The 13,832-nt window shown below is 61.2% G+C and carries 8 protein-coding genes; 1 reads left to right on the top strand and 7 read right to left on the bottom strand.

The features are described 5' to 3' along the window. Positions 1–5 precede the first annotated feature (5 nt). The 7 genes from CRI93_RS06980 to CRI93_RS06950 form a co-directional block, all read right to left on the bottom strand. Positions 6–1,595, bottom strand: a complete 1,590-nt coding sequence (locus tag CRI93_RS06980) for a phytoene desaturase (protein WP_425436970.1) — start codon at positions 1,593–1,595, stop codon at positions 6–8. Between the two features lie 242 nt (positions 1,596–1,837). Then, entirely contained in the window at positions 1,838–3,757 is a 1,920-nt protein-coding gene (locus CRI93_RS06975; RefSeq protein WP_245850381.1) for a hybrid sensor histidine kinase/response regulator, read from the bottom strand. Next, entirely contained in the window at positions 3,754–4,212 is a 459-nt protein-coding gene (locus CRI93_RS06970) for a response regulator (RefSeq protein ID WP_098061905.1), read from the bottom strand. The genes CRI93_RS06975 and CRI93_RS06970 overlap by 4 nt, the downstream gene beginning before the upstream one ends. Further along, positions 4,205–6,169 (bottom strand): PAS domain-containing sensor histidine kinase, encoded by a 1,965-nt coding sequence (locus tag CRI93_RS06965; RefSeq protein WP_176521750.1) that lies wholly within the window; start codon positions 6,167–6,169, stop codon positions 4,205–4,207. Before CRI93_RS06965 ends, CRI93_RS06970 begins: the two co-directional genes overlap by 8 nt. 619 nt (positions 6,170–6,788) lie before the next feature. Next, positions 6,789–7,991, bottom strand: coding sequence for a chorismate synthase (gene aroC, locus CRI93_RS06960; RefSeq protein ID WP_176521760.1), 1,203 nt, complete (start codon positions 7,989–7,991; stop codon positions 6,789–6,791). A gap of 92 nt (positions 7,992–8,083) precedes the next feature. Beyond that, entirely contained in the window at positions 8,084–9,679 is a 1,596-nt protein-coding gene (locus CRI93_RS06955; RefSeq protein WP_098061902.1) for a trypsin-like peptidase domain-containing protein, read from the bottom strand. A 167-nt stretch (positions 9,680–9,846) separates the two neighbouring features. Then, the gene (locus CRI93_RS06950; protein WP_245850379.1) at positions 9,847–10,818 is read right to left on the bottom strand and encodes a glycerophosphodiester phosphodiesterase; all 972 of its coding nucleotides are present in this window, start codon (positions 10,816–10,818) and stop codon (positions 9,847–9,849) included. Positions 10,819–11,061: 243 nt separating this feature from the next. Here CRI93_RS06950 and gyrA point away from each other — a divergent pair, with 243 nt between their 5' ends. Further along, complete coding sequence (gene gyrA / locus CRI93_RS06945; RefSeq protein ID WP_098061900.1) at positions 11,062–13,785, top strand: DNA gyrase subunit A; 2,724 nt, start codon at positions 11,062–11,064, stop codon at positions 13,783–13,785. Positions 13,786–13,832: the final 47 nt, after the last annotated feature.

The following is a 13,832-nucleotide window of genomic DNA, read 5'->3' as shown; positions in this document are numbered from 1 at the left end:
TTCGGCTACGCGACCGCCGACGTTTTCTTCGGATGCACGGGGCGCAGCGCACCGGGGTCGGGCACGATGCTGTCGAGCACGCGCGCGGTGGAGAGCACGCCGGGCATGCCTGCTCCGGGATGCGTACCCGCGCCCGCGAAGTACAGATGATCCACATCTTCGCTTTCGTTGTGCGGACGGAACCAGGCGCTCTGCTGCAGCACCGGCTCTACACTGAAGGCCGCGCCCTTCAGGCTCTTGTACTCCATCTGAAACTCGCGCGGCGTGAGCATGCGGGAGGTCACGAGGTGCTCGCCCAGGTCGGGCATGACCGTTTCGGCCAGGTAGTCTTCGACCGACTGCCGGTACGGCTCGGCCTGCACGCGCCAGTCCACGCCGCTGTCGAGGTGCGGCACCGGACTGAGCACGTAGAAGGCATCGTGGCCGTCGGGTGCCATCGACGGGTCGGTTTTGGTGGGACGATGCAGGTAGAGGCTGAAGTCGTCGGCCAGCTCCTGCTTGTTGAAGATGTCGTCGAGCAGGCTCTTGTAGCGCTCGCCCATCAAAATGGTGTGGTGCTCAATGTCGTCGTACTGCCGGTCGGTGCCGAAGTACCAGACGAACAGGCTCATGGAGTACTTCATGTTCTCCACGCGCTCGTCGGTCCACGTTTTGCGATCCGACGGGTGGATCATGTGGCGGTAGGTGTATCCCACATCAGCATTCGACACGACGATGTCGGCGTCGATAACTTCGCCATTGCTCAGGCGCACGCCGCTGGCGCGTCCGCCATCCACCAGAATCTGCTCCACATCGGCGTTGTAGCGCTGCGTGGTGCCGTCGAGGCCGTCGATCAGGTTCGACATGCCGCTCACGAGCGATCCGGTGCCGCCCATGGCATACCACACGCCCCACTTGCGCTCCAAAAACGCGATGAGCGTATAGATGGAGGTGGTGCTGAACGGATTGCCGCCCACAAGCAGCGGATGAAAGGAAAGCACCTTGCGCACTTTCGGGTGCTCCACATACTTGGAGACGAGGCTGTACACGGTGCGATGGCTCTCCAGCTTCATCATCGCGGGCACGATCTTGAGCATATCGCTCAAGTTGTGGAACGGCACGTGGCCCAGCTCCTCAAAGCCGATCTCGAAGATCTCCTCGCTCTTCTCCAGGAAGCGCCGGTAGCCGTCGACATCGGACGGGTTAAACTTGCGGATTTCGCGCTCCATGGTGTCGGAGTCGCCCGAGTAGTCGAAGTGCGTGCCGTCGTGAAAGCGGATGCGGTAGAACGGATCGACGGGCACGAGCTCCACATCATCCTCCAGAGATTTTCCGCAGAGCGACCAGAGCTCCTCAAACAGGAAGGGCGCGGTAACCACGGTGGGCCCCGCATCAAACGTAAAGCCGTCTTGCTTGAAGACGCGGGCCCGTCCGCCCGGCTGGTCGAGGCGGTCCAAGAGCGTTACGCGGTAGCCGCGCGCGCCCAAACGAATGGCCGAAGCGAGTCCGCCCAGCCCTGCGCCAATAACGACGGCGTGGGGGGCGTTGGGGCCCGGCGAAATGGGTTGAGTGGAGGTGTTGATCGCGGCATCGTCACGATGCACGAGGCGGTTCATCCAGGACATACTCAGGCGGGGCTATGGGATCAGCAGGGTGCGCCCCTGTGGGACGCGAAGAACGGTTACATCATGCGAAACGGCAGGCTGTTTTGTGCAGTTCGCCCAGCCGCGCGGTAAAGCGTCCAAATGTTGCAATAACCCGGCCCTGTAGGAGATGCATGCGAACGAGGATCGGGGCACATGCCTGCGTATCCCCCCTTAATTTTTCGCAGCCTGTAGATGCACGGGCAGCGTGCTGCCTACCCGACTTTTGTGGACGTGTGTAGCACCTCGTGCAGAGCGGCGTAGAGCTTCTCAGCGGTGAAGGGCTTGGGCAAGAACTTGCGCGCCCCCGACTCGAGGGGGCCATCGGCTTCGCTGTCTGAGGCCCCGCTTGCCGCAATGATAGGCAGCGCAGGATACTGCTCGTGCAGCACATCGATGAGTTCGTGGCCATTCATGTTGGGCATACGCAGGTCGGTGATGACCACATCAACCGCATCACTGTAGTCCTCCATCAGCTCCAGCGCCTCTTCGCCGTCGGCAGCCACAATGGCGCGGTAGCCTGCGCTTTCAAGGGTCTGCTGCGCGGTATCGCGGATGAACTCTTCGTCGTCGACAATGAGTACCACCTCGCCCTGTCCGTGTGCATCGCCCGAATCGGGGGCCGACTCGGCTTCCCCATTCTCGGCAATGGTCACAGGTAGAAAGATGCGAAACGTGGTGCCTTTGTTCTCTTCGCTACGCACATCGATGAAGCCGTCGTGGCTCTTTACAATGCTGTAGGCGGTGGAGAGGCCCAGCCCGGTGCCTTCGCCCTCGGGCTTTGTGGAGAAGAATGGCTCGAAGATCTTGTCGAGCGCGTCGTCAGGGATACCGGTGCCGGTATCCGACACGGTAATGCGTACGTACGGCCCCGGCTCGGCGTCGATGTTGCGGCGGGCGTCTGACTCGGACAGGTCAACGTTTTCTGCTTCGATAGCGAGGGTGCCGCCGTCGGGCATGGCGTCGCGGGCGTTCACGCTCAGATTCATGAGCACCTGTTGGATCTGCGTGGCATCGCCCACGATGGTGTCGAGGGTACCGTCGACCTCCGTGTCTACTGTGATGCGATCGGGAAAGGTCTCCTGGATGATCTTGTCGACCTCGTCGATGATGGCTCCCGGATCGAGGGTAACGCGCTCGCCATCAACGCCGCGGGCGAACGCGAGCACCTGGTCGACCATGTCGGAGCCGCGCTCGGCGCTCTTCTGGATCATTGAGAGGGTGCGTTCGACTTGGCCGTTGTCGTCGAAGCGCTGCTGCAGCACCTTTACCCCGAGCAGAATAGGCACGAGCAGGTTGCCCAAATCGTGCGCAATGCCTCCCACCAGGCGCCCGATGCTTTCCATGCGCTGCGAGCGCAGAAACTGCATCTCCAGTTGCTTACGCTCGGTAATATCGGTGTTGATAACAAGCACCGACGACGGCTTCCCTGCATTGTCACGCACGAGCGTCCAGCGGCTTTCCACAACGAGTTCGTCGCCGTCTTTGGTCTGCTGGCGCAGCTCGCCCGTCCACTCGCCTTTCTCTTCGATGGTTGCGAAGCATTCCTCCAGCTTTTCGCGCTGTTCTTCGGTGTAGAGGCGCTCGCGGGCGGCCTCTCCAAGCATCTCCTCAGCCGACCAGCCCGTGAGGCGCTCGGCGCTTTTATTCCAATAGACGACCGTGCCGTCCATGTCGTACGCGATGATGGCGTCACGCGCTTTGTCGAGCAGGGCGGCTTGCTCGCGGATGCGCTGATCGGCATGGGCACGCTCCACAGCATATCGGATCGAGCGCTCCAGAAGCGGCGCGTCGATCTCCTCTTTCGAAAGATAGTCGGCCGCCCCTGCTGCCATTGCCGTGAGGTCGATCTCCAGGTCGCCCTGGCCTGTCAGCAGAATGATCGGGGTACGGCCCCCCTGTTCATTGACGGCATGCAGCAGGTCGAGCCCGGTGTGGGCTCCCAGCCGGTAGTCAACCAGGCACGCGTCATACTCGCTCGACAAGATGGCATTGAGCCCCTCGTCGTAGCTGGCCGCCCAGTCCAGGTTGCACTCGATGCTTTCGGCTCGCGACAGCAGTGCCTTTGTGATGACGTAGTCGTCCTCATCGTCTTCAACGAGGAGTACATCAATCACCTCTGTGGTGGTCATCATTCGGTTTCTTCGTACTGCGGGGGAAGCTTCACGATTTCGAACCAGAAGTCGCCCAGTGCCTGAATGGCATCAGCGAGTCCGTCGAACGTAACGGGCTTGGTCACAAAGGCGTTCACGCCCAGATCGTAGCTTTGCAAAATGTCTTGCTCAGCCTCCGAGGTTGTAAGCACAATAATGGGGATGCGGCGCAGGGTCGGATCCGACTTAATGAGCTTCAGCGCCTCGCGCCCGTCCATGCGAGGCATGTTCAGGTCGAGCAGAATAAGGCCAGGACGCGGGGCATCCTCGGGGTCGCTGTACGGCCCTTCGTGACGCAGATACTGCATCAGCTCTTCGCCGTCTTCGACCATTGAGATCGTGTTGGCCAGGCGGCTTCGCTTTAATGCTTGGCGCGTCAAGAGCCGGTCATCGGGGTCGTCCTCGGCCAACAGGATACGAATACTTTCGTCACTCATCCAGGATCGTCTCTGTCGTGGATTGGTCATGCTGAGTAGGCGCCGGAGGCGCGTCGTTAGAAGAAGGCGTTCGGCGTACGGGGAGCCACACAGTAAACGTCGTGCCTTCATTGGGCACGCTCTGCACGGCAATGCTGCCGCCGTGGCGCTCCACAATACGTCGGCAAATGGCAAGCCCCATCCCCGTTCCTTCGTACTCGCTACGCCCGTGCAAGCGCTGGAACGGTGTAAAGATACGGTCTGTGTATTTTGATTCAAAGCCGATCCCGTTATCGGCTACGCGCACCCGGCACACCTCGGTGCAGTTGGCCTGTACAGGGACATTTCTGTCGAGCGCATCGAGGCTAACGACTGCCGTGGTCACGTCAATTTCGGGCGGGACCTCAGGCCGATGAAACTTGAGTGCATTCCCGATCAGGTTTTGCAAGAGCTGACGGATCTGCGTGGCATCGGCCTCAATGGTGGGCATGTCGTCAACACGTACAGTTCCCTCTACGTCGTCGATGCGCATGCTCAAGTCGTTGAGTACGTTATTGACAACCGCGTTCAGATCAACATCTTCGAAGGGGCGTGCCCGTGTGGTGATCCGCGAGTATACAAGCAGGTCTGAGATGAGCTGCGACATGCGGCGCGATGCGTCTTCCATGCGCTCCAAGTAGTGGCGTCCTGTCTCGTCGACCTTGTCGCCGTAGTCCTGTATCACCAGGTTCGAAAACGCGCTGATCTTGCGCAGCGGTTCTTGCAAGTCGTGCGAGGCAATGTACGCAAAGTCGCGCAGGGCGCGGTTGCGCTGTTCCAGCTTTTCATTGGCGACGGACATGGCCTGCGCAGCCTCGCGGCGCTCTGACACGTCGCGCAGGGTAACGGCGATACCATCCTCTATCTTCACGGCCATCACCTGGCACCATGTCATCCCGCCCTCCGTATCCGCCAGACGCAGTTCGTCTTCGTACGGCTGGCCGGTGCGCACCACATCCACAAACGCCTCGAACAGTCCTTGGTCGGCGTGCTCGGGGAGCAGCTCCAGCATCTGTGCGCCCACCATTTCTTCGGTAGATACCTTGAGCAGCTTTTCGCCTTGTGGATTCACCAGTACGCACTCGAAGTCGACGATCGTACCCCGCGTATCGCGCAGGGCGGTCCACACCAGAATCCCGTCGAGCGAGCTGGTCAGCACGCTGGAGAGGACATCGCGCGACGTTTGCAACGCTTCGTCTTTGAGCTGCTCGTTGGTAATATCCTCAAAGCAGACAAACACACCGTACGGATCGGCTTCGTCGAGTTCAAAGAGCGGGCGTGCATTCACGCGGATCCAACGGGGCGGGGCATCGGGCGGGTAGATGCCCATAACCTTGCCCATTACGGGCTTACGCTCGTAGTACGCGACCCAGAACGGAAACTCGGTGTTAGCCAGCGGCGTGCCGTCGGATCGCAGGCCGTTCCACTTGTCATCGCTAAAGCGCGAGCCGATGATTTCAGAGCGCGGGCGCCCAAAGATTTCGGGCACGGTGTCGTTACAGTCGCGAAAGACGCCATCGCTGTCCATGAGCAGCGCGCCTTCCTGGATGGTGTCGAGCAACGTATCGAACCGGGCTTCGACCTGTTGACGTAAGCGGTCGGTGTGGCGCTCGCTGGTACGATCGGTCATGTAGAGCATGGCCCGCTCGGGCGGCGCCTCGACCTCATCGGCGGGCTGCATCGGGCGCATCGTCCAGTCGACCCAGCGCGGACCGGCTCCCACGAAGATGATGCGCCGCTGGGTGCCGCGTAACGTGCGGTTCTCGCGCAGGCATCGCGTAATAAGGTCATGCCAGGCTCCCTCGGCATCGTCGATCAGGTCAAATAGCGGGGCCGCGGCATCGGCTTGCGGCGCCAGCGACCGAAACGCACGGGTCCACCCCTCACTCTCGGCATGAATGTGGCCTTCTGCATCCACCAGAACAATGGGGGCTGGCATCGCGGCGATGCATGACGAGAAGGAGCTATGCATCATCATGGGCATGTACAAGCAAAAGGAGACTCTACAGCGCTAAATCAGGCGGCTTGCAGGAGTCTATCTATGAGTATTTTCGTGGGCCACAGCATCGCCGGTTTCGGCATCGGGAGGTGCTTCTTCTGCAGCGTACATTTCCTTATGTGGAAAAGCTGCTTTCATTCACACAAAACGCTGCGGCAGACCGGCTCGCTACCGCCTCGGCTGAAGACTACAGGTGCAGTCCGCACGCCTGTGGGCATGCAGGGGCATGGTAAGCCGGGAAACGCGTCCCGTGTACACACCGCGCAACGGCTGCTGCGTCGAGTATAGCAAACAGCCACATGCCAACTGTGGGGGATGATAAGCCGACTCGGAAGATGTAACGCAATGATTGCAAGTGTTACACGCCTTATGTAAGATACAGGGGGCGTCCGTTAGAAGCAACTCGGCGCGGGGCGCTGCTGGGGGCATGTATGCTGAGGCGTGCCTTTCTTCTCCACCTGCCCGTGTCTTTCTCGTTCCCACGTAGCGTGGCTCCTCCTTGCCTGTCTCCTGCATTACATGATAGGGAATGCGCTGTTCGGTCAATGCGCCGTATGGCTTACTGCCCCCGTGCGGCACGATCATGTTCAATGTGCGCTTTGAGATCGTCGAAGGTGTCGCCCCCGTATTTTTCGAGCAGCGCCTCGGCAAGCGTCCATGCCACCGTGGCCTCGGCCACGGTCGAGGCAGCGGGCACGCTCGTAATATCGCTACGCTCATAGCGCGTGGGTTGTGCTTCGCCCGTGGCGGTGTCGACCGAGTCGAGTGGTTTAATGAGCGTGGGTATGGGCTTCATGTAGCCGCGCACCACAATGGGCATCCCGTTTGTGGTACCGCCTTCGAGCCCGCCCGCGCGGTTCGTGCGGCGCGGATACTCGTCGCCTTCGCCCGGCAGAATGGGATCGTGCACCTTAGAGCCCGGACGGCCTGCGCTGCGCACGCCATCGCCGATTTCGGCGGCTTTCTGCGCCTGGATAGAGCAGATGGCCTGCGCAAGACGTCCGTCAAGGCGGCGGTCCCAGTGCACGTATGAGCCTAAGCCGGGCGGCACGCCGGTGGCAATGACCTCGTAGGTGCCGCCGAGCGAATCGCGGTTGGCTTTAGCCTCTTCGATGTGCTCGATGCACCGCTCGGTCATAGCGTCGTCGAGCATACGAGTGGCGCTGTCGTCGGCCTGCTCGTAGACAGCGCGAGCGCTGCCGTCGCCTTCAATGAGCAATTCGACGCGGTCGTACCAGGCGTCGGGGCCATCCCAGCCCACCTCGCCGATGCGCGTTACGTGGCTACCCACCTCAATACCCAGGCGGCGCAGCAGCGCACGCGCCACCGAGCAGCACGCTACGCGCATGGCCGTTTCGCGGGCGCTGCTGCGGTCGATGACGGGACGCATGTCGTCAAAATTGTACTTCTGCATCCCGGCCAGATCGGCATGTCCGGGGCGAGGAAGCGTAACCGGTTCAACGCCTTCACCATCTCCTTCGATGGCCATCTTCTGGGGCCAGCCCGCTTTATCTTTTTTGTAGGCGCCGTTGTCGATGCGCATGGCAATGGGACTGCCCAGCGTTTTCTCGAACCGGATGCCTGAGTAGATATGCACCTTGTCATTCTCGATTTTAGAGCGTCCGCCGCGTCCATAACCAAGCCAGCGGCGCGCCAGATGCTCGTTGATGTCGGCAGGGGCCAGAGGGATATGGGCGGGCATGCCTTCGACAATGCCAATGAGCGCTTCGCCGTGCGACTCGCCAGCGGTAAGGTATCGGATCATGGGGGTGGGACCAATCAGCAGAAAAATGGGGACGGCCCCGGTGTATTCGCGGGACCTGTTTGCATCTCTCTTTACAGATGAGATGCGGGTTAGGGTCGTTCAATTTCGTAGAAGGCGCCGGTGCCGTCGCGACGCTGCGTGCGCACCAGCACACGATCTGACGTGCTGCTCTCAAAGCGGCGTTGGGCATCGGCAGCATCGGCCACGGGTTCATCTGCGACATGCGTGAGGACCACATCGCGCACGAGCCCCGCCGTGTGAGCGCGGCCTCCGTTTTCGACAAACACCACGTAAGCACCTTCGTCAACGCCGAACGCAGTGCGGTGTGTGTCGCTCAGCGCGCGCAGCCCGATGCCCCAGGCGGGTAAATTCGTCGTAGCATCGGATTCGGGCGGAGAGGAAGGCGGATTCGTAGGGCCGGGTGCATCGGGAGGGCGATTCGTGCTATCGGCTGGACCTTCAAGATCAGCCATCCACTCCTGGTAGGCCATTGCGTCGCGGCCCATCAGGTTAACACGTTTCGTTTGCATGGCGCCGTCGCGCCAGATGCGCAGTTCCATGCTCTCGCCGGGACGGCGCTGCGCCACCGCACTTTGCAGCGTATTCGGCGCGTTGATGGGCCGCCCGTCGATGGCGAGCACTACATCGCCGTTCTGCAACCCCGCGAGGTCGGCAGCTCCGCCGGGCCGTACAGTGCCCACGTACACCCCTTGAATGCGGTCCATGCGAAGGCGCTCAGCGCGCTCGGCGTCGACCTCTTCGATGCTCACGCCCAGGTAGCCGCGCTGCACCTCACCAAACTCAATCAGATCCGTTACCACACGCTGCATCAGCTGCGTGGGCACGGCAAAGCCGTAGCCTTCGTACGATCCGCTCTCCGTGGCAATGGCGGTGTTGATGCCCACAAGCTCGCCGTTCAGGTTCACGAGCGCCCCGCCCGAGTTGCCCGGATTGATCGCCGCATCCGTCTGAATAAAGTCTTCGATGCTAAACGTGTCATCAATAATGTCGACCTGGCGGCCCAGCGCGCTTACGATGCCTGCGGTTACGGTCGAGGTCAGGCGGAACGGATTGCCCACGGCCACCACCCAATCGCCCACCCGCAGGTTGTCGGAATTGCCCAGCGGAGCGGTGGGAAGCGGCTCGTCGGCATCCACCTTGATAACGGCAAGGTCGGTAGACGGGTCGGTGCCAATGACGCGCGCCTCATACTGTCGTTTGTCGGGCAGCGTTACGCGAATGGCTTGCGCCTGCTCAACCACATGCTGGTTGGTTACGATGTGCCCCTCTGCACTCAGAATGACCCCACTACCTACGCTCTGCCGCATGCGCGGCGGCATGAAGCGCTCCATGTCGCCATCGAACTGAAACGTACGCTCTTCACTGCGCTGCGACTCAATCTGAATGAACACGACCGTAGGCCGCACGCGCTCAGCCACGCGCCGAAACGCCCCATTGAGGTCGCGTAGACTGGGGTCGGCAACGGGCGTCGCTGCGCTATCGTTGGCAGAGGCCCGCGGGAGGGCGACTGTATTCCCGCCCAACTCGATGCGCGGACGCAGCTGCCGGTCGGGCCCCAACGGCTCGGGCGCTGTTACGAGCATGAACAGAATGCCTGCCAGTAGCCCCACGCTTACCAGGCCCAGACCAATGGCAATTTGAATGGCACGACGCGACACAGGCATAACAGCAGGAGCTTCTGCAAAAAAGTACGCTCTTGATTCTACAGGAATGTAGGAAGCGTACGCGAAATCCACCCACTCTATGAAGCGATTGTTTCGCTTCGTTTCATTCACACACCGCATCGCTGTACGACGGGTCGACCTGTGGCATGCTGTGAAGGCCTGCGTATCTACTCGCTACGCAGTCGCATGGCGCGGTCCGGGTAGTCCGTGATGAATCCATCCCCCCCCCAATTCACAAGACGGCGCATGACTGTCAGGTCGTTGACCGTCCACGGAATAACCTGCATACCGCGGGTGTGAGCGGCTGTAACGAGGGCCGCGTCGACCAGTTGGTAATCGGGACTGTAGATATGGGGTACAAAGCCCAACGTTGTTAGGTTTTCAGCAAGTCCGGCATCGCCTTCTTGCGCAACGAGCAGTGCCAGCCGAAGGCCCGGAACGGCCTCTCGGGTGTAGCGCAATGTGCGCGGGTCGAATGACTGCACCGTGGTTCGGGGGGATACCTCGGCATCCTCAATCACGTCAATCAGATGCTGCGCAAACACATCGGGCGACGGGTGAAAGCGCCCCTCCCATGCCGGACGGCTTTTCGTTTCGATGTTGTAAAACACTGGTTCCCGCCCGGTGTCTTGCACAAACGCTTCGGCACGTGCAATCACATCATGCAGCAGTGGCTTGGCTGCAGGTTCGGGCTCTTGCTCAGGAAATGCTGGATGCTGCCGCTGTCCGCAGTCGTACGCGGCAATCTCCTCGTATGTCATGCGGTACAGATTGTGCTGCTGCGCCGTGCCTTCGGGAATAGGCGTGCCATCGGGGGCCGTGCAGATTGCTGCGTTCATCCACGGCTCGTGGGATACGACAACTTGCCCATCGGCACTGATGACGACATCCAGCTCCAGCGTAGGTACGCCCTGTTCGAGTGCATACTGAAACGCAGGCCACGTATTCTCGGGCCGCCGTCCACGCGCGCCGCGATGGCCTTGCACATCGAGTCCGGCAGGCGTGCGGACCGTATCGGGACGATGCGGGGCGGAGGAGCCGGTGTCGGGCATAGCAGCAGGGACGTTGGGAATGTGCAGGGCCGCAGTGCCCAGCATCCCCAGCAAGGTAACGAGCAGCGTACTTCGAATCCAACTCATATTTCAGCGTGTTGTGGCTCTATGATGTATGTGTGCACGACAGCGCGCACTTCGCTCGCGTGCATGAAGAACCCCTAAGACCTTGCATGGATGCCATTCCCCCGTGCCCAAAGGTAGCTATTTCGCTACACGGTCTGTATATTGCTGTGCTTGCCATACACGCCCGTTTAGAGTGCGTTCATCGTGCTTGCAATGGGGCGGCAGGCCTTTTCTTTTTGAGACGAGTATACAGGCTACTGGAGTATGGAAACCGACGACAGCCGCATCATCCCCATCCAGATCGAGGAGGAGATGAAGTCCTCCTACATCGACTATTCGATGTCGGTCATTGTGAGCCGTGCCTTGCCCGACGTGCGCGACGGTCTGAAGCCCGTGCACCGGCGCGTGCTGTACGGCATGCATGAGCTCGGGCTTACCGCCGGCGCCAACTACAAGAAGTGCGCCCGTATCGTAGGGGAGGTGCTCGGAAAGTACCATCCGCACGGCGACTCATCGGTCTACGACACGCTGGTGCGCATGGCGCAGCACTTTTCGATGCGCTACCCGCTCGTAGACGGCCAGGGCAACTTTGGCTCGGTTGATGGCGACTCGGCAGCAGCCATGCGGTACACCGAGGCGCGCATGGTCAAGATCGCCGAGCGCATGCTCGACGACATCAAGAAGGAGACCGTTTCTACGCAGGAGAACTTCGACGGCACCCTCGACGAGCCGACCGTGCTCCCTGCGGCGTTCCCGAACATGCTCGTGAACGGGGCCGACGGCATTGCGGTGGGCATGGCGACGAAGATTCCGCCCCACAACCTGGGCGAAGCGATCGACGCCGTGGTGGCTTACATCGACAACCCCGAGATCGATATCGACGGGTTGATGGAGCATCTGCCCGCGCCGGACTTCCCCACCGGCGGTATTATCTATGGATACGCGGGCGTGTACGAGGCCTACCACACCGGGCGCGGACGCGTCATTATGCGGGCCAAGATGCACGAGGAGGAGATCCGCAAAGGCCGCATGGCGCTGGTCATTACGGAGATTCCGTATCAGGTCAACAAGAGCACGCTCATTGAGCGCATTGCGAAGCGCGTGCGCGACGAGCGCATCGAGGGCATCTCAGACCTGCGCGACGAGAGCGACCGCGACGGCATGCGCGTTGTCGTGGAGCTGAAGCAGGATGCGGTGCCGCTCGTTGTTAAGAACCAGCTCTACAAGCACTCGCGCCTGCAAGACACCTTTGGTGTAAACATGGTGGCGCTCGTGAATGGGCGTCCGCGTGTGCTGAACCTGCAAGAGGCTGTGCACCATTATGTGGAGCACCGCCACACCATTGTAAAGCGGCGCACCGAGTACGACCTCGACAAGGCGCAGCAGCGCTCGCATGTGCTGGAGGGCCTGACGCGTGCGCTCGACAACCTCGACGCCGTCATTGCGATCATCCGCCACTCGCCCGATACCGCCGATGCCCGCGAAAATCTGATTGCGGGGCGCTATCCCGATCCACTGACCCGCGAGGAGCTCGACGAATTGGGCTTGCCCGCTGCGCATCCCATTGACCGCGAAGAAGACACTTCTATTGCCTCACGCCTTTTGGGCGAGGGCTACGACAACCTGACGCCACAAGCGCCGCCGCAGGCCTGGCTCACCGAAGAGCAGGCCAATGCCATCTTGCGCCTGCGCCTGAGCCGGCTGACCGGACTCGAACGCGAGAAGATCGTGGGCGAGTACCGCGACATCATGGAGGAGATCAAGCGCCTGCATACCATCCTGAACGACCGCAGCGAGCGGATGGCGCTGGTGCGCAGCGAGCTGCTGGATGTCAAGGACTCCTTTGACGACGAGCGCCGCACCGAGATCGACTACACCGGCGGCGGCGACATCATCATCGAAGACCTGATTGAGCGCGAGCACGTGGTGGTTACCGTTACGCACCAGGGGCTCACCAAACGGACCAGCGTGGATACGTACCGCGCCCAGGGCCGTGGCGGCGTAGGACTCCGCGCCAGCGGCACCCGCGACGACGACTACATTGAGCACCTGTTCGTGACGCATTCGCACGACATGCTGCTCTTCTTTACCGATCACGGCCAATGCTACTGGCTCCGCGTCTTCGAAATCCCCGAAGGCAGCCGCACCGCCAAAGGGCGCTCCATCCGCAACCTCATCGAAATTGCCCCCGACGACCGGATTCGCGCGGTGCTCTCCGTCAGCAAAGAGGACTTCGAAGACGAGGACTTCCTGAACAGCCATTACGTGCTGATGGCTACGCGCAACGGGCAGGTCAAGAAGACCGTGCTGGAAGCGTTTAGCCGTCCACGCTCGAACGGGATCATCGCGATCTCGATTGACGACGACGATGCACTCATCGAGGCGGCGCTTACCGGTGGTGAAAACACGGTCGTCGTGGCGTCGTCGGGCGGCAACGCGGTGCACTTCCACGAAGGCGATGTGCGCGACACCGGACGTAACACGCGCGGCGTGCGCGGCATACGCCTTGGCACGGACGAAACGCTTGTGGGCATGATCTCGGTGGATCCCGATCAGGACTCGGCTCCCGATGTGTTTACGCTCTCGGCCAAGGGCTACGGCAAACGCACTGAGCTGGACCGCTATCGCGTGCAGGGACGCGGCGGTAAGGGCCTCATCACGCTCAACAAGACGAAGCGTACGGGGCCGCTGGCTGCCATCAAAGGCGTGCACGACGAGCAGGACCTGATGGTGATTACGGAGAACGGCATTATGATTCGCACGAGTGTCGACGAGATCAGCACCATGGGCCGCAACACGCAGGGCGTGCGCGTCATCAACCTGAAGAAGGATGACACCATTGCGGATGTGACGCGGGTGGCGCTTGACGACCTGGAGGACGCAGAGGCTGATGACGCGGAGACCACCAACGCGGACGGCGACGAAGCCGACGACGAAGCGCCCGATGCTGCCGCGGCGCCGTCTGCTAATGGGCAAGCGACGGATTAACAGACTATCCGGATGGGACTGCCGCAGGCGTGCCTCGGGCCTGTGCT

Source organism: Longimonas halophila, assembly GCF_002554705.1.
Lineage (GTDB): Bacteria > Bacteroidota > Rhodothermia > Rhodothermales > Salinibacteraceae > Longimonas > Longimonas halophila.
Note: the sequence above shows the minus strand (reverse complement) of the source record. Positions and strands in the feature narration are given on the sequence as shown.

Coding starts and splice junctions, on each gene's coding strand:
- CRI93_RS06975 (WP_245850381.1), bottom strand. CDS start 3,757: ATGATGACCACCACAGAGGTGATTGATGTACTCCTCGTTGAAGACGAT.
- CRI93_RS06970 (WP_098061905.1), bottom strand. CDS start 4,212: ATGAGTGACGAAAGTATTCGTATCCTGTTGGCCGAGGACGACCCCGAT.
- CRI93_RS06965 (WP_176521750.1), bottom strand. CDS start 6,169: ATGCCAGCCCCCATTGTTCTGGTGGATGCAGAAGGCCACATTCATGCC.
- CRI93_RS06950 (WP_245850379.1), bottom strand. CDS start 10,818: ATGAGTTGGATTCGAAGTACGCTGCTCGTTACCTTGCTGGGGATGCTG.
- CRI93_RS06980 (WP_425436970.1), bottom strand. CDS start 1,595: ATGAACCGCCTCGTGCATCGTGACGATGCCGCGATCAACACCTCCACT.
- gyrA (WP_098061900.1), top strand. CDS start 11,062: ATGGAAACCGACGACAGCCGCATCATCCCCATCCAGATCGAGGAGGAG.
- CRI93_RS06955 (WP_098061902.1), bottom strand. CDS start 9,679: ATGCCTGTGTCGCGTCGTGCCATTCAAATTGCCATTGGTCTGGGCCTG.